Below are 15527 nucleotides of genomic sequence, written 5' to 3'. Positions count from 1 at the left end.
TCGATCCGGGGCGATTTGCCAAATCCGGTCATCGCAGCGTCAGACCGCGCGGACTTCCGTCACTTCCGGCACATAATGTTTGAGCAGCTGCTCGATTCCGTTCTTGAGCGTGGCGGAGGAGGAGGGGCAGCCGGCGCAGGCGCCCTGCATGCGCAGATAGACGGTGCCCTTGTCGAAGCCGCGATAGATGATGTCGCCGCCGTCATTGGCCACGGCCGGACGCACGCGGGTTTCGATCAAATCCTTGATCTGGTCGACGATCTCGGCATCTTCCGGGTCATCGGTGAAGGCCTCTTCCTCGGCCGGGACGCTGAAGCCCGCGGCGGTGCCGGCGGCGAACAGCGGCATGTTGGCCGAGAAATGGTCGAGCAGGATCGAGAGAATTTCCGGCTTCACGTCGCTCCATTCGGCGCCCGGCGCGATCGTCACCGAAATGAAGTCGGCGCCGAAGAAGACGCCGGTCACGTCACCCAGGCCGAACAGCGCATCAGCCAGCGGCGAGGCTTCCGCCTCTTCGGGGCTGGCGAAGTCGCGCGTGCCCGCGGCGCCCATGACGGCCTGGCCGGGGAGGAATTTGACGGTCGCCGGATTGGGCGTGAGTTCAGTCTCGATCAGCATGGCCGCTATGTGGCGACGTGCGCGCGCGAGATCAAGCGGTCAAACGGAACTTCGGCGGCGTCGGGCCATTTCCTTTGGTGAAGCCCCAGATAAGGAGATGGAAAGATGAGCGACGACAAGGATATTCGCGAGCGTTTCTGGACGGACCTGTCGAGCAGCCCGTTCCTGATGGTGGGGTTGCAGGGCAGCCATGCGCACAGCGTGCCGATGACCGCGCAACTGGACAAGGATGCCGATCATTGCTTCTGGTTCTACACCAGTCGCGACAATCGGCTGGCCGCCGGCGGGCCGGCCATGGCGCAGTTCGCGGCGAAGGATCATTATCTGTTCGCCTGCATCAACGGCACGCTGGTGCCGGAGACCGACGAGGCGGTGATCGACCGTTATTGGTCGAAGCAGATCGAGGCCTGGTATCCGGGCGGACGACAGGATCCCAACCTGCTGATGCTGCGCTTTGACCTTGGCACGGCGGAGATTTGGCGCGCCGATCTGTCGATCGGCGGCGTGTTCAAGATGATGTTCGGCGGCGATGTCCGGGCGGAGTTGCGCGACAAGCATGCCGAGGTCAGTCTTTAAAGGATTGGCATGATGTTGGGCGGCCGCGGGCGAAATCCCGTGGCCGCTTGCTTTTCAGCGGCATTTGCCCCATATGTGCGGCAGCGCAGCATGGCCCTTGGGGCCCGATAGCGATTGGCAGCGTGATCGTTCCCGGCTCTGACAGGCCCTGGGAACCGGCCAATGACAGTCTGCGCCAAGCTTGAGGCTTCCCTATTCACGCGGGTCGTTTCCTAACCCGCCTTGCGCCCTTGCTGCGTCCGCAGACAGGTTGGCGCCCGGCCGACTTGTGAGTTTCTCATGCATTTCAATGAACTTGGTCTTTCCGAGCCAATCATCAGGGCGCTGACCGCCAAGAAATATGCCGAGCCGACGCCGATCCAGCAAAAGGCCATTCCGGTCCTGCTGGAAGGCCGCGACCTGTGCGGCATCGCCCAGACCGGCACCGGCAAAACCGCAGCCTTCGCGCTGCCCAGCCTCGACTATTTCGCGCGCAATCCCAAGCCGACGCCGATCAAGGGCTGTCGCATGCTGGTGCTGTCGCCGACCCGCGAGTTGGCTGCCCAGATCGCCCAGAGCTTCCGCGATTATGGCCGTTTCCTGCGCCTGTCGGTGGAAACCGTGTTCGGCGGCGTGCCGGTCAACAAGCAGATCCGTGCCCTGTCGGCCGGCGTCGACATCGTCGTCGCCACCCCCGGCCGTCTGCTTGACCTGATCGACCAGCGCGCCTTCACCATCAAGGACACGGAAATCTTCGTCCTCGACGAGGCCGACCAGATGATGGACATGGGCTTCATCCACCCGCTGAAGCGCATCGCCAAGCTGTTGCCGCGCGATCGCCAGAACCTGTTCTTCTCGGCCACCATGCCCAAGGAGATCGAGGCGCTGGCCGGCCAGTTCCTCAATGATCCGGTCAAGGTCAGCGTCGCGCCGCAGTCGACCACGGCCGAGCGCGTCCGCCAGCAGCTGACCTTCGTCAACCAGGCAGAAAAGCAGGCACTGCTGCATATCGTGCTGAAGACCGAGGAGATCGACCGCGCGCTGATCTTCACCCGCACCAAGCATGGCGCCGACCGCGTCGTGCGCTTCCTGGAGGGCGCGGGCATTCAGGCCTTCGCGATCCATGGCAACAAGAGCCAGGCACAGCGCACCACCGCGCTGCAGGCGTTCCGCCACGGCCATTGCAAGCTGCTGGTCGCGACCGACATCGCCGCGCGCGGCATCGACGTGTCGGGCGTGTCCCACGTCATCAACTTCGAAATCCCGAACGTGCCGGAACAATATGTTCACCGCATCGGGCGGACGGCGCGTGCCGGCGCAGACGGTATCGCCATCAGCTTCGTGGCGGATGACGAACGGCCTTATCTGAAGGCGATCGAGCGGGCGACCAAGGTGAAGCCCGAGATCGTGCCCCTGCCAGAGAATTTCCTGGAGGCCGTGCGCAACCTTCCCAAGCCCGCGCCGCAGCGCAAGGGGCCGAGCCAGAGCCCGGCCCAGCAGGCTAAGCGTGCCGAAGGCCAGCGTCGCTATCAGGAAGGGCAGAAGGCCCAGCGCGGCGCGCCCGACAAGGCTCGCCGTGGTGAAGGGGGCCATCGTGGCGAGGGCGCGCATCGTGGCGAAGGCGATGGTGCCGGCGCCAAGAAGAATTTCCGTCGTCGTCGCGGTGGCGGCGGTGGCGCCGTCGGCACGCACAAGGGCGCGGTCCAGCGCACCGGCGCACCGCGCGGCTAATAGCTGAGGCGTTCCGGGCGTTCCCCCCATGGAGCGTCCGGGACCAACCGCTCTGGCGCGCGCAATTTTGCGTGCGCGCCATATTTTCATTGTCGCATCGCTTGGGGCGCAAGAGCGGTTCCCCCTTCTGTGTGCAATGCTCCGATGCCGCGGCGTGGCCATCATTGTCAGTGGTCATTCAGGAAAATGCCGTTAGGCTCCCCTGCCTATGCGTTTGACCTCTCGCCGTTCGGCCGCTTCGCTCACCATTCTGGCCCTGCTTCTGTCGGGCTCTCCCCTGCCGCTGGCGGCAAGAACCGATCCTTCGGTCGCCGGGGCAAAGGCCGCGCCGGGCGGCAGCCAGGCGGATATCCGCCCCTGGCTCTACGAAAATAGTGATGTGCCGATCGACACGGCGTGGCGGTTCGGCACGCTGTCCAACGGGCTGCGCTATGCCATCCGCCGCAACGGCGTGCCGCCAGGGCAGGTGTCGATCCGCCTGCGCATCGATGCCGGATCGCTGATGGAGCGTCCCGATGAGCAGGGCTATGCCCATTTCATGGAACATCTGTCGATGCGCGGGTCGCGCCATGTGCCCGATGGCGAGTCGAAGCGCATCTGGCAGCGGCTGGGCGTCACCTTTGGCAGCGACAGCAATGCCGCGACCACGCCGACCGGCACCACCTATGCGCTCGACCTGCCGCAGGCCAATCAGACGAGCCTTGGCGAAAGCCTGAAGATCCTGGCCGGCATGATGACCGACCCCAATATCGTCGACAGCGCGGTCGATGCCGAGCGGGCGGTGGTGCTGGCCGAACGGCGCGAGAGCGACGGTCCGCAGATGCGCATTTCCGACGCCAGTCGCCAGCATTTCTTTGCCGGCCAGGCCTTGGCTGACCATGCGCCGATCGGCACGGTCGCAACGCTCAACGCGGTGACCGCGGCCAAGGCAGAAGCCTTCCATCAGCGCTGGTATCGCCCTGAAAACACGGTGATTGCGATTGCCGGCGATATCGACCCGGCGTTGGCCGAACAGTTGCTCAAGGATAATTTTGCCAGCTGGCAGGATAGCGGCAAGGGCGCCGAGCAGCCCGATTTCGGCGAGCCGGACCCCAAGGCGCCGGCCACCCGCGTCGTGGTGGAGCCGGGCTCGCCGACGGGCCTCACCATGGCCTGGCTGCGCCCGTGGAAGCCGCATGCCGACACGATCGTCTATAATCAGGACAAGCTGACCGACATGCTGGCGCTGCAGATCGTCAGCCGACGGCTGGAGCAGGCGGCACGGGCCGGGGGCAGCTTCCTGGCGGCAGGCGTCGATCAGCAGGATATCAGCCGGTCGGCCGACGGCACCTTCATCACCATCACGCCCACCGGCGAGAATTGGGAGAAGGCGCTGGCCGATGTGCGCGCGATCATCGAGGATGCCAAGGCCGCGCCGCCGACCCAGCAGGAAATCGACCGCGAATATGCGCAGCTCGACACGGCGCTGGCGATCCAGGTTGAAAATGCCGACACGGAAGCCGGGGCCAAGCAGGCGAGCGATCTGGTAAGCGCAGTGGACATTCGCGAAACCACGGTCAGCCCGCAGGCGGCGCTCGACATCTTCCGTTCCGGCAAGCCGGCGATGACGCCGCAGAAGATACTGGATTGCACCCGCCGCCTCTTTTCCGCCGGGGTGTTCCGGGCGATGCTGATCACCGGCAAGGTCGAGGCGGGGCAGGACCAGAAGCTGGCCGCTGCGCTGGCCGCGCCGGTCAAGGCGGCGACCAATGCCCGCCTGGCCGACAAGGCGGTGACGATGGACGACCTACCCAAATTCGGTGCGCCCGCGACCGTCGTGTCGCGCACGCCGGTCGGGTTGCAGGGGATGGAGAGCATCACCTTCTCCAACGGCGTCAAGCTGACCTTGTTCGCCAATGATGCGGAGACCGAGAAGGTACGCATCAATGTCCGCTTCGGTCATGGCCAGCAGGCCTTCTCACCCACCAAGCCGGTGGCGAGCTGGGCTGGCGATTATGCGCTGGTAGCGAGCGGCATCGGCAAGCTGGGCCAGCGGGAACTGGACGACCTGACCAATGGCCGGCGCATGGGCATGCAGTTTTCGACCGACGATGACGCGTTCGAATTGCAGGCGGTGACGCGCCCGGCCGATTACAAGGACCAGTTGCGCCTGTTCGCCGCCAAGCTGTACCAGCCCGGCTGGGATCCCGCGCCGATCGCGCGGGTGAAGACCGGCGCCTCGGTCGCTTATGACGCGATGTCGCGCGCGCCCGATGGCGTGCTTGGGCGCGACCTCAACTGGCTGCTGCACGACAAGGATGTGCGGTTCCGCACCCCGTCCAAGGCGGAAATCAACGCGCTGACGCCCGAAAGCTTCCGCCAGACCTGGGAGCCGATCCTGGCTTCGGGGCCGATCGAGATCCAGATTTTCGGCCAGGTGAAGGCCGAAGAGGCGATCCAGGCCGTGGCGGCGACCTTTGGCGCGATGCCGGCTCGCCCGGACGTGCCCGTGCCGGCCGCGAACAAGGTGCAGCGTTTCCCCGCCCATGTCGAACAGCCGGTAATCCTGCGCCATGATGGTGACAAGGAACAGGCGGCTGCCGTCATGGCCTGGCCGACCTCGGGCGGCTTTGCGCTGACGAAGGAGGCGCGCCAGCTCGAAATCCTGACCCAGATCTTCAATGACCGGCTGTTCGACAAGCTGCGCTCGACCGAGGGCGCTGCCTATTCGCCCAGCGTGCAGAATAGCTGGCCCTTCTCCTATGATAGCGGCGGCTATATCTTGGTGACCAGCCAGGTGCGGCCCGACCGGGTCAATTATTTCTACAGCGTCGTGAAGGAAACGGCTGCCGATCTGGCGAAAACGCCGATCAGCGCCGACGAACTGCAACGGGCGGTGGCGCCGATGCGGCAGTTGCTGATGCGCGCCAGCACCGGCAATGCCTTCTGGATGGGGCAGATGGAGGGATCGACCCATGATCCCCGCTATGTGCAGGCGATGCAGACGATGAGCCAGGATCTGCTCAACGTCACGCCGGCCGATATCCAGGCGCTGGCGACCAAATATCTGGTGCCGGGCAAGAGCTGGTCGGCCGTGGTGCTGCCTCAGGGCGTCGCTGCCAAATAGACGGCTGGACGGCTTGCGCGTCCTCCGCCTGCAGCAATTGCTCGTAGAGCCGCGCATATTCCAGATGCATGTTGCGCAGCGCCGGTGTGGCCGATCGCGCCGCCAACTGGCGATTGCGGTCGCGTCGCTGCTCGAAATAGGCGCGGCCGAAATTCGCTTCCAGATCCATGAAATACCTCCCTCGATTGATCCTCCAATGGGCGGGGCGCCAACAGGTTGCGGGCAGGGCAGGGGCTTGCGGTGGACGGGGGTGAAACGGGGGTGGGCGGCGCGATGCCGCCATCCATCTTTGCCCTTGATGCTGGCGGGCTTTGGTCGCTAGGTCAGGGGCTTGGGGCAATGATGATCCGGCCATACGCGGCCCGGACATCGATCGCCCAAGGGGATTTGCATCGCATGTTGAAGACTGTCCGGGCATCGGCCATGGCCACCACCATCCTGTTGTCGCTGGCTGCCGCGCCGGCGCTTGCCGAGCAGGTGGTCGTCACCGCGGACCATATGGTCGATGTGCTGGCCGGCAAGACGGTCGATCATCCGGCCATCTTCATCACCGATGGTCGCATTACCGGCATCGCCGACGCCCGGACCGTGCGCTGGGGCAGCGACGTTCGGCATATCGACCTGTCGGGCAAGACCATCCTGCCGGGCCTGATCGACATGCACGTCCATTTGACCAGCCTGGCGGAAGTAGGCGGCTATCAGGGGCTGCGTTACACCGACAGTTTCTGGACGGCCGTGGGCGTCAAGAATGCGCGCATCACGCTGAAGGCCGGTTTTACCACGGTGCGCAATGTCGGTTCGGCCGATTTTGCCGATGTGGGCCTCAAGCAGGCGATCGAGGAGGGGCAGATTGTCGGGCCGCGGATCATTCCGGCCGGCTATGCAATCGGTGCGACCGGCGGCCATTGCGATGGCGGCGGCCTGCCGCCCTCGATGGACCGCAAGGAACCTTCGGTGGTCGACAGCCCGCAGGAGGGCCGCGCCAAGGTGCGCTGGCTGCACAAATATGGCGCCCGCGTGATCAAGATCTGTGCGACCGGCGGCGTCTTCTCGCTGGGCGACGCGGTCGGCGCGCAGCAACTGAGCTTTGACGAGATGAAGGCAATCGCCGACGAGGCGCATATGCTGGGCCTCAAGGTTGCGGCCCATGCCCATGGCAATGACGGTATCCGCACCGCGATCGAGGCCGGGATCGACACGATCGAACATTGCAGCCTGGCCGATGACGAGACGATCAAGCTGGCGGCGAGCAGGAAGACCTGGTTCGACATGGATATCTATAATGACGATTATATCCTGGCGACCGGCACGGCCAATGGCACCGAACAGGAAAGCCTGGACAAGGAGAAACTGATCGGGCGGTTGCAGCGCGAAACCTTCCGCAAGGCGGTGAAGGCGGGCGTGCCGATGCTGTTCGGCACTGATGCCGGCGTCTATCCCCATGGCGACAATGGCAAGCAGTTCGCCAAGATGGTCGAATGGGGTATGACGCCGATGCAGGCGATCCAGGCGGCGACCGTCAGCGGCGCCAAGGCGCTGGGCTGGGAGGCCGATGTCGGCGCGATCGCGGTCGGCCGCTATGGCGACATCGTCGCGGTGCAGGGTGATCCGCTCAAGGACGTCACCTTGCTGCAGCATGTCAGCGACGTGGTGAAGGGCGGCGAACTGGTGGAGTGATCCGCCGCTGCCGGTTCACGATCGGTGTGAACCGGCTTTCGCTGCGATCAGCGCACGGCCTTCAGGCCTGCCACGATCATCTGGGCGGCGCGCCGGGCCGACGCCTCCGGGCTGAGATTGGGGCGCGACAGGCTGCGATGGCCCAGGCCGAACATGCAGGCCAGGATCATCTCCTCCGCGCCGTCCAGTGCCTCGCCCGAAAGCTCAGGATTGGCGGCGCAGGCAAAGTCGCGAATATCGTCGCGGAAACGGCCGCACATGGTGCCGATCATCTCGCCGACCGTCGGATTGCGGAAGCTTTCGGCCAGGATGTCGAAGGACAGCGCCTCATCCTTTTCGTCAATGACGTGCAACATCAGTTGCTCGAACGTATCGTCGATGCTCAACTCGCCACTGTCGAGTCGTTTGCGCAGGATATCGACGTCCTCCGCCCACTGATCGGCGTCGGCATGGACGATAGCCTCGATGATATCTTCCTTTCCTTTGAAAAGCCGATATATTTGCCCCACTGATACCTGTGCGGCGGAAGCGAGTTCGGCCATGGACGTCTGGTGGAAACCATGGCTGTTGAACAGGTCTCGCGCCGCTGCAAGTACACGGTCGCGACTGCTTTTTTCATGCTGCGCTGCAACCATTTTACCCTCGGAAAATTGTTTTTCTCTTGAATTCCCTCTGACAGCTTCTTAGGTGCGCGGCAAGCGGAATGAACGTTCATTCCGGTCCTGCGATATTTATCGGATTGGGAAAATTGATGCAAAAGGGGAACTTCTTCGGATTGCTGGCCTGTGTTTCGGCCCTTGCGCTGAGCGCTTGCGGTCAGGAAGCGCCGCCCGCACCGCCGCCGCCGAGCGTGGGCGTGGTGACGCTCAAGACCGAGTCGGCACCGTTGCTGAACGAACTGCCGGGCCGCATCTCGGCTTTTGAAACGGCCGAAGTCCGGCCGCAGATCAGCGGCGTGATCCGCCGCCGCCTGTTTACCGAAGGCGGCAATGTCCAGGCCGGGCAACTGCTCTACGAGATCGAGGACGCGCCTTATCGCGCGGCGCTCGCCCAAGCCCAGGGTTCGCTGGCCAATGCCCAGGCGGCGATCCGCTCGACCGGGCTGCAGGCCCAGCGTTACAAGGATCTGGTCGGCATAAACGCGGTGTCGAAGCAGGAATATGATGACGCGGCGGCCGCGGCCCAGCAGGCGCGCGCCAATGTTGCGGCGCAGCAGGGCGCGGTACAGGCAGCGCAGGTGAACCAGAATTTCACCCGCATCCGCGCGCCGATTTCGGGCCGTATCGGCCGTTCGCTGCTGACGCCGGGCGCGCTGGTCCAGACCGGTCAGGCCGATCCGCTGACCACCATCCAGCGCACCGACCGCGTCTATGTCGACGTGACACAGTCGGCCGCGCAGATCATCGACCTCAAGCAGGCGATGAAGGCCGGCGGCATCAGCGAGGCGCAGGGCGCCCGCATCCAGCTGATCCTGCCCAATGGCAGCGTCTATCCGGGTGAAGGCCGCTTGCAGTTCGCCGATGTGACGGTGGATTCCAGCTCGGGCGCGGTCACGCTGCGCGCGATCTTCCCCAACGCCGACGGCCTGTTGCTGCCGGGCATGTATGTCCGCGCCAAGCTGATCGAGGGTGAGCGCACCCAGGCGATCCTGGCCCCGCAGCAGGGCATTTCGCGCGACGCGCGCGGCCGGGCTACGGCGATGGTCGTGGGCAAGGACAACAAGGTCGAGATGCGCCAGGTCACCGTCGACCGCGCGATCGGCGACAAGTGGATCGTCACCAGCGGCCTGAAGCCGGGCGATCAGTTGATCGTCGAGGGGCTGGTCAATCTGCGCCCCGGCACGGTGGTGAAGCCCGGCGCGCCGCAGCAGGTGACCGCGCCTGAAGGCGGCGCGAAGCCGGCCGCTGCACAAGGCGCGTCGAACGCGGGCGAGGCGCACTAAGCCATGGCCCGCTATTTTATCGACAGGCCCATCTTCGCATGGGTCATCGCCATCGTCATCATGCTGGCGGGCCTGCTCGCGATCCGGTCGCTGCCGGTCGCGCAGTTCCCGGAAATCGCCCCGCCGGCGGTGACGATCCAGACCACCTATCCCGGTGCCAACGCCCAGACGCTGGAAAGCACGACGACGCAGATCATCGAGCAACAGCTCAAGGGCATCGACAATCTGCGCTATTTCTCGTCCACCAGCGACGGGTCGGGCAATCTGAACATCACCCTGACCTTCGAGCAGGGCACCGATCCTGACATTGCGCAGGTGCAGGTGCAGAACAAGCTGTCGCAGGCGACCCCCTTGTTGCCGCAGGAAGTGCAGCAGCAGGGCCTGCGCGTGGGCAAGTCCACGTCCAGCTTCCTGCTCATCATGGCGGCCTATTCCGACGACGGCATCCATGACCAGGAAGACGCGGCGGACTTTATCGCGTCCAGTCTTCAGGATCCGCTGAGTCGCGTCACCGGCGTTGGCGATACCCAGCTGTTCGGTTCGCAATATGCGATGCGCATCTGGCTCGACCCCTACAAGATGGCCAATCTGGGCGTGACCACCGGCGACGTGAAGTCGGCGATCACCGCGCAGAATGCCCAGGTGTCGGCCGGCCAGATCGGCGGTTCGCCTTCGCCCAAGGGCCAGGCGCTCAACGCCACCGTCACCGCCCAGTCGCGCCTGCGCACGCCGGAGGAATTCCAGAATATCCGCCTGCGCAGCAACAGCGACGGTTCGGTCGTGCTGATGAAGGATGTCGCCAAGGTCGAACTGGGCGCGGAAACCTATGGTTTCGGCGTGAAGTTCAACGGCCATCCGGCATCGGGCTTCGGCATCAAGCTGGCACCGGGCGCCAACGCGCTCGACACGGTGGAAGCGGTCAAGGCGCGCGTCGACCAGCTGTCGAAGAATTTCCCCAGCTGGGTCAAATATGACTTCCCGGTCGACAACTCGACCTTCGTCAAGCTGTCGGTGGAGCAGGTGGTCCATACCCTGTTCGAAGCCGTGCTGCTGGTGTTCGTCGTCATGTTCCTGTTCCTGCAGAACTGGCGTGCGACGCTGATCCCGACGATTGCGGTGCCGGTGGTTCTGCTGGGCGCGCTGGCGATCCTCAGCGCAGCCGGCTTCACCATCAACACCCTGACCCTGTTCGGCATGGTGCTGGCGATCGGCCTGCTCGTCGACGACGCGATCGTCGTCGTCGAGAATGTCGAACGTCTGATCCAGGATGAAGGGCTCAGCCCCAAGGAAGCAGCCAAGAAGTCGATGGACGAGATCAGCGGCGCGCTGATCGGCATCGGCCTGGTGCTGTCGGCGGTGTTCCTGCCGATGGCCTTCTTCGGCGGCTCGACCGGCGTCATCTTCCGCCAGTTCTCGATCACCATCGTGTCGTCGATGATCCTGTCGGTGCTGGTCGCGTTGATCCTGACCCCGGCGCTCTGCGCCACCATCCTCAAGCCCGCCTCGCACGGGCATAGCTGGAACGGGCCGATCGGTTCGATCCTCGGCCGCTTCTTCGACTGGTTCAACCGCACCTTCGACAAGGGCGTGGTGCGCTATGGCAAGGGCGTCGAGAAGGTCGAGCGCAGCTGGGTTCGGACCATGCTGGTCTATGGCCTGGTGGTGGTCGGCATGGCCTTCATCTTCCTGCGCCTGCCCAGCGGCTTCCTGCCGGACGAGGACCAGGGCATCATCATCAACCAGGTGTCGCTGCCCGCGGGCACGACGCTGGAAGAGACCGAGCGGGCCCTCGCCCGGATGCGCGACCATTATCTGGTCGACGAGAAGAAGAATGTCTCGGCCGTGTTCACGGTCGCCGGCTTCGGCTTTGTGGGCCAGGGCCAGAATGTCGGCATCGTCTTTGCCCGCATGAAGGACTGGCATGAACGGTCGGGTGCGGACAACCGCGTCCCCGCGATCGCCCTGCGCGCCAATATGGCGTTCCAGAAGATCTCGTCGGGCATGGCCTTCGCCTTCGTGCCGCCGGCCGTGCAGGAACTGGGCAATGCGTCCGGTTTCGACTTCCAGCTGCTCGATCAGGCCAATCTTGGTCATGAGAAGCTGCTGGAAGCCCGCAACCAGTTGCTGGGCATGGCGATGGGCGACAAGCGCCTGGCGCAGGTCCGTCCCAATGGTCTGGAAGATACGCCGCAGCTGAAGCTGAATGTCGATCAGGCGGCGGCTGGTGCGCTGGGCATCGCCCAGTCGGACGTCAATGACACGATCAGCACCAATCTGGGCGGATCTTATGTCAACGACTTCATCGACCGCGACCGTGTGAAGCGCGTCTATGTCCAGGCCGATGCGCCGTTCCGCACCTCGGCCGACGCGATCAACGCCTATCATGTGCGTGGCAGCACGGGCGTGATGGCGCCGCTCTCCGCCTTCTCCACCACGGAATGGGTCCAGGGCCCGGCCCGTCTGGAACGCTATAATGGCGTGCCGTCGATGAACATCCAGGGCGCCCCGGCACCCGGCGTGTCGAGCGGTACCGCGATGCAGGCGATGGAAGAGTTCGCGGCCAAGCTGCCGGCCGGTATCGGCTATGCCTGGAACGGCATTTCCTATGAGGAACAGACTTCCGGTGGACAGGCGCCCTATGTCTATGCGCTCTCGATGCTGATCGTCTTCCTCTGCCTGGCTGCGCTGTATGAAAGCTGGTCGGTGCCGATTGCGGTCATGCTGGTCGTGCCCTTGGGCGTGCTCGGCGCGGTGATCGCGGCGACGCTGGCGGGCCTCAACAACGACATCTATCTGCAGGTGGGCCTGATCACGACCATCGGCGTGTCGGCGAAGAACGCGATCCTGATCGTGGAATTTGCCGAAGAGAAGATGCGCGAAGGGCTGCCGCCCGCCAAGGCGGCGCTGGAAGCGGGCAAGCTGCGTCTGCGGCCGATCCTGATGACCAGCTTCGCCTTCATCTTCGGCGTGCTGCCGCTGGCCGTGTCCAAGGGCGCGGGCGCGGGTGGCCAGAACGCCATCGGCTGGGCCGTGGTCGGCGGCATGCTGTCCGCCACCGTCCTCGCCATCTTCTTCGTGCCGGTCTTCTTCACCGTGGTGAAGCGGTTGTTCCGCGAACATCATGAAGGGGAAGAACAGCGTAACGCCGACGGCGAAACGCCGAACGCACCGCAGGAGGCATAAGAATGTTGCGTAATATCAAAGCAATGTCGGTCGCCTCTCTGGCGCTGACGCTGGCCGCCTGTGACATGGCGCCCAAATATGCCCGCCCCGAACTGCCGGTGCCGCAGGCCAGCCCCCAGGGGCCGGCCTATGCGGCCGCGGCGGACGGCGGCGCGGCGATCGTGCCGGCCGATACCGCCTGGCGCGATTTCTTCACCGATCCGCGCCTGGTGCGGGTGATCGAGACGAGCCTCGCCAACAATCGCGACCTGCGCATTGCGGTGGCCAATGTCGAGCAGGCACGGGCGCAATATAAGGTGCAGCGGGCCGATCTGTTGCCGACCGTCGGGGCCACCGGCACGGCGACCTATTCGGAACAGCCGCTGGTCCAGTTCGGCCAGAGCCAGCGCCTGAACACCGACGTCTATCAGGCGCAGGTCGGCATCTCTGCCTGGGAAATCGATCTGTTCGGCCGGGTGCGCAACCTGACCAAGGCGGCGCAGGAGCAATATTTCGCCTCGGTCGAAAACCGCAATGCGGCCCAGACCGCATTGGTGGCGGAAGTGGCGACGGCCTGGGTGAACATGGCCGCCGATCAGGAATTGCTGTCGATCGCGCGGACGCTGGCGACCGCGTTCAAGGAGACGCTGGACCTCAACAAGGCCCGCTTCGACAAGGGCATCGCGTCCGAACTGGAAGTGCGCGAGGCACAGACCAGCTATGACCAGGCGCGGGCCGCCATCGCCAGCGCTACCACGCTGGTCGCGCAGGACCAGAATGCACTGAACCTGCTGGCGGGCACGACGCTCGGCAGCGAGGATCTGCCCTCGGCCCTGCCGGAAGGCCATGTCACGCTCGACAATCTTCCGGCGGAACTGCCCTCGACCCTGTTGCTGCGCCGGCCCGACATCGCGTCGGCCGAGCATCAACTGATCGCGGCCAACGCCAATATCGGTGCGGCGCGGGCGGCCTTCTTCCCGCAGCTGTCGCTGACGGCGGCGCTGGGCACGGTCAGCCTTGGCCTGTCCGGCCTGTTCAAGTCGGGCAGCGATACCTGGTCGGTGGCGCCCAGTGCGACCCTGCCGATCTTCGACTTCGGCCGGAACAAGGGTAATCTGCGTTACGCCAGGGCGACCTATGACGCGATGCTGGCCACCTATGAAAAGAGCGTGCAGACCGGCTTCCGCGAAGTCGCCGATGCGCTCGCCCGGCGTGGCACGATGACCGATCAGGTCGAGGCGCAGACCTCGCAGCGGGATGCTGCGCGCAAGGCCTATGACCTGACGCAGGCCCGCTTCCGCGCGGGTGTCGACGGCTTCCTGCCGACCCTGGTGTCGCAGCGGACCCTGTCGAGCGCGGAGCAGAGCCTGGTGACGACGCGGCTGGCGCGGCTCACCAACATGATCGAACTGTATCGCGCCATGGGTGGCGGCCTGAAATGATGCGGCCTGCCGCTTGCGGACTTTGACCGCAAGCGGCAGGAAGCGGGGGCGGGGATCATCGCCTATCTCCAGCGATGACGCATGGAGGATGACGATGACCCTGGCCTGTATGACGATGCCCTCGCCGGTCGGCGACCTGACCCTGGTCGCGAGTGACGAAGGACTGATGGCGGTCCTGTGGCCCGACGATGATCCCGCCCGCGTCCGCCTGGGCGCCCGGTCCGAAGCAACCGACCATCCGGTCCTGCGCGACGCGGCTTCCCAGCTATCGGAATATTTCGCCGGCCAGCGGCGGCATTTCTCCGTCCCGCTGCATTTTCAGGGCACGGATTTCCAGCGCCAGGTCTGGGCCGCGCTGCTCGACATACCGTTCGGCGAGACGCGGAGCTATGCCGACATCGCCCGCGCCATCGGCCGCCCGACCGCGACCCGTGCCGTCGGCGCCGCCAATGGCCGCAACCCGATCTCGATCATCGCGCCCTGTCACCGGGTGGTCGGCAGCAACGGCGCGCTCACCGGCTTTGCCGGCGGGATGGAAACCAAGAAATATCTGCTCGACCTGGAGCAGGGCGGGGACAATCTTTTTTCGTTCGCGCCAATGCCGCTTGCCGATGCCGGAGCGAGATCGGTTTAGGCCGCCTCGTCATCATGCGTTGATCGCATCACGGCTCAGAAATCGACCAATCGGCGCCAGCGTTCCGTAACGCTAAAATAGGAAACTGCGCGTCAGCCAGCCGATCTATGCGAGATTTTGGTGCACCCAAGTGGATTCGAACCACTGGCCTTTGCCTTCGGAGGGCAACGCTCTATCCAGCTGAGCTATGGGTGCATGACGCTGGTCAGAAGGGGCGCTTAGCAAAGGGCTTCGAACCGCGCCAGCCACAAAATCACCTGTTCCCGAAACTTATTTCGGGGCCTTCACCATCGGCTGGAATTTGCCCAGGCCACAGCTGGCGCCCGGTTGCAGGCCCGGCCCGGCGTTGAACAGCACGGTGATGATGTCGACCGAACAGAGCTGCGAGATGCTGGTGCGATAGGAAAAGCGTCGCTCGAAGCCCAGGCTGGGGCAGCTGTTGGGCAGGCTGTTGCGGTAGATTTTCTTGCCGCTCACCTCGAAATCGATGGTGCGATCGTCGCGGACGCTGCTCGATCGGATCTGGCTTATCGAGATGCAATCGACCGGATCGCCGCTGGGCACATAGGGATCCGGTTTGTCCTTGGTCTTGGCGAAAGCAGGCGTCAGGCCACAGGCCAGCAGCAGGCCGGCGGTGAGAATGGGGCGGATGGACATTGT

At 64.7% G+C, this 15527-nt stretch carries 11 protein-coding genes and 1 tRNA gene; 8 read left to right on the top strand and 4 right to left on the bottom strand.

The features are described 5' to 3' along the window. Window positions 1–39: 39 nt before the first annotated feature. A complete protein-coding gene (locus DIZ22_RS09610) occupies window positions 40–618 on the bottom strand; it encodes a NifU family protein (protein WP_004207592.1) in 579 nt (192 codons plus the stop codon). Between the two features lie 105 nt (window positions 619–723). On the opposite strand from DIZ22_RS09610, the gene DIZ22_RS09605 reads away from it, so the two are divergent. The 4 genes from DIZ22_RS09605 to DIZ22_RS09585 all read left to right on the top strand — a co-directional run bounded on the left by DIZ22_RS09605 (window position 724) and on the right by DIZ22_RS09585 (window position 7687). Next, complete coding sequence (locus tag DIZ22_RS09605; protein ID WP_048938187.1) at window positions 724–1194, top strand: pyridoxamine 5'-phosphate oxidase family protein; 471 nt, start codon at window positions 724–726, stop codon at window positions 1192–1194. 279 nt (window positions 1195–1473) lie between these two features. Beyond that, window positions 1474–2904 (top strand): DEAD/DEAH box helicase, encoded by a 1431-nt coding sequence (locus DIZ22_RS09600; protein ID WP_048938186.1) that lies wholly within the window; start codon window positions 1474–1476, stop codon window positions 2902–2904. A gap of 208 nt (window positions 2905–3112) precedes the next feature. After that, window positions 3113–6010 (top strand): M16 family metallopeptidase, encoded by a 2898-nt coding sequence (locus DIZ22_RS09595; protein WP_048938185.1) that lies wholly within the window; start codon window positions 3113–3115, stop codon window positions 6008–6010. Window positions 6011–6406: 396 nt separating this feature from the next. Next, window positions 6407–7687: an amidohydrolase family protein gene (locus DIZ22_RS09585; RefSeq protein WP_048938184.1), complete on the top strand. Its 1281-nt coding sequence runs from the start codon at window positions 6407–6409 to the stop codon at window positions 7685–7687. A gap of 47 nt (window positions 7688–7734) precedes the next feature. On the opposite strand, the gene DIZ22_RS09580 is transcribed toward DIZ22_RS09585, so the two are convergent. Further along, on the bottom strand, window positions 7735–8322 hold the full coding sequence (locus DIZ22_RS09580; protein ID WP_004207585.1) for a TetR/AcrR family transcriptional regulator: 588 nt from the start codon (window positions 8320–8322) through the stop codon (window positions 7735–7737). 116 nt (window positions 8323–8438) lie between these two features. On the opposite strand from DIZ22_RS09580, the gene DIZ22_RS09575 reads away from it, so the two are divergent. The 4 genes from DIZ22_RS09575 to DIZ22_RS09560 all read left to right on the top strand — a co-directional run bounded on the left by DIZ22_RS09575 (window position 8439) and on the right by DIZ22_RS09560 (window position 14867). Further along, window positions 8439–9629, top strand: coding sequence for an efflux RND transporter periplasmic adaptor subunit (locus DIZ22_RS09575; protein ID WP_048938183.1), 1191 nt, complete (start codon window positions 8439–8441; stop codon window positions 9627–9629). Between the two features lie 3 nt (window positions 9630–9632). Beyond that, entirely contained in the window at window positions 9633–12812 is a 3180-nt protein-coding gene (locus DIZ22_RS09570) for an efflux RND transporter permease subunit (RefSeq protein ID WP_004207583.1), read from the top strand. A 2-nt stretch (window positions 12813–12814) separates the two neighbouring features. Next, window positions 12815–14233 carry an efflux transporter outer membrane subunit gene (locus DIZ22_RS09565; protein ID WP_169861320.1) on the top strand — a complete coding sequence of 473 codons (1419 nt, stop codon included), beginning with the start codon at window positions 12815–12817 and terminating at the stop codon, window positions 14231–14233. Between the two features lie 94 nt (window positions 14234–14327). Beyond that, complete coding sequence (locus DIZ22_RS09560; protein ID WP_122928797.1) at window positions 14328–14867, top strand: methylated-DNA--[protein]-cysteine S-methyltransferase; 540 nt, start codon at window positions 14328–14330, stop codon at window positions 14865–14867. 118 nt (window positions 14868–14985) lie between these two features. Here DIZ22_RS09560 and DIZ22_RS09555 read toward each other — a convergent pair. Continuing rightward, window positions 14986–15062 (bottom strand) — tRNA-Arg (locus DIZ22_RS09555). A gap of 75 nt (window positions 15063–15137) precedes the next feature. Then, the gene (locus DIZ22_RS09550) at window positions 15138–15524 is read right to left on the bottom strand and encodes a hypothetical protein (RefSeq protein WP_048938179.1); all 387 of its coding nucleotides are present in this window, start codon (window positions 15522–15524) and stop codon (window positions 15138–15140) included. Between the last annotated feature and the right edge of the window lie 3 nt (window positions 15525–15527).

The organism is Sphingobium sp. LF-16 (assembly GCF_003711185.1).
GTDB lineage: Bacteria > Pseudomonadota > Alphaproteobacteria > Sphingomonadales > Sphingomonadaceae > Sphingobium > Sphingobium yanoikuyae_A.
The sequence above is the reverse complement of the archived record's forward strand: the minus strand, read 5'-3'. Positions and strand labels throughout refer to the sequence as shown.

Coding starts and splice junctions, on each gene's coding strand:
- DIZ22_RS09565 (WP_169861320.1), top strand. CDS start 12,815: ATGTTGCGTAATATCAAAGCAATGTCGGTCGCCTCTCTGGCGCTGACG.
- DIZ22_RS09580 (WP_004207585.1), bottom strand. CDS start 8,322: ATGGTTGCAGCGCAGCATGAAAAAAGCAGTCGCGACCGTGTACTTGCA.
- DIZ22_RS09570 (WP_004207583.1), top strand. CDS start 9,633: ATGGCCCGCTATTTTATCGACAGGCCCATCTTCGCATGGGTCATCGCC.
- DIZ22_RS09610 (WP_004207592.1), bottom strand. CDS start 618: ATGCTGATCGAGACTGAACTCACGCCCAATCCGGCGACCGTCAAATTC.
- DIZ22_RS09595 (WP_048938185.1), top strand. CDS start 3,113: ATGCGTTTGACCTCTCGCCGTTCGGCCGCTTCGCTCACCATTCTGGCC.
- DIZ22_RS09575 (WP_048938183.1), top strand. CDS start 8,439: ATGCAAAAGGGGAACTTCTTCGGATTGCTGGCCTGTGTTTCGGCCCTT.
- DIZ22_RS09585 (WP_048938184.1), top strand. CDS start 6,407: ATGTTGAAGACTGTCCGGGCATCGGCCATGGCCACCACCATCCTGTTG.
- DIZ22_RS09560 (WP_122928797.1), top strand. CDS start 14,328: ATGACCCTGGCCTGTATGACGATGCCCTCGCCGGTCGGCGACCTGACC.
- DIZ22_RS09550 (WP_048938179.1), bottom strand. CDS start 15,524: ATGTCCATCCGCCCCATTCTCACCGCCGGCCTGCTGCTGGCCTGTGGC.
- DIZ22_RS09600 (WP_048938186.1), top strand. CDS start 1,474: ATGCATTTCAATGAACTTGGTCTTTCCGAGCCAATCATCAGGGCGCTG.
- DIZ22_RS09605 (WP_048938187.1), top strand. CDS start 724: ATGAGCGACGACAAGGATATTCGCGAGCGTTTCTGGACGGACCTGTCG.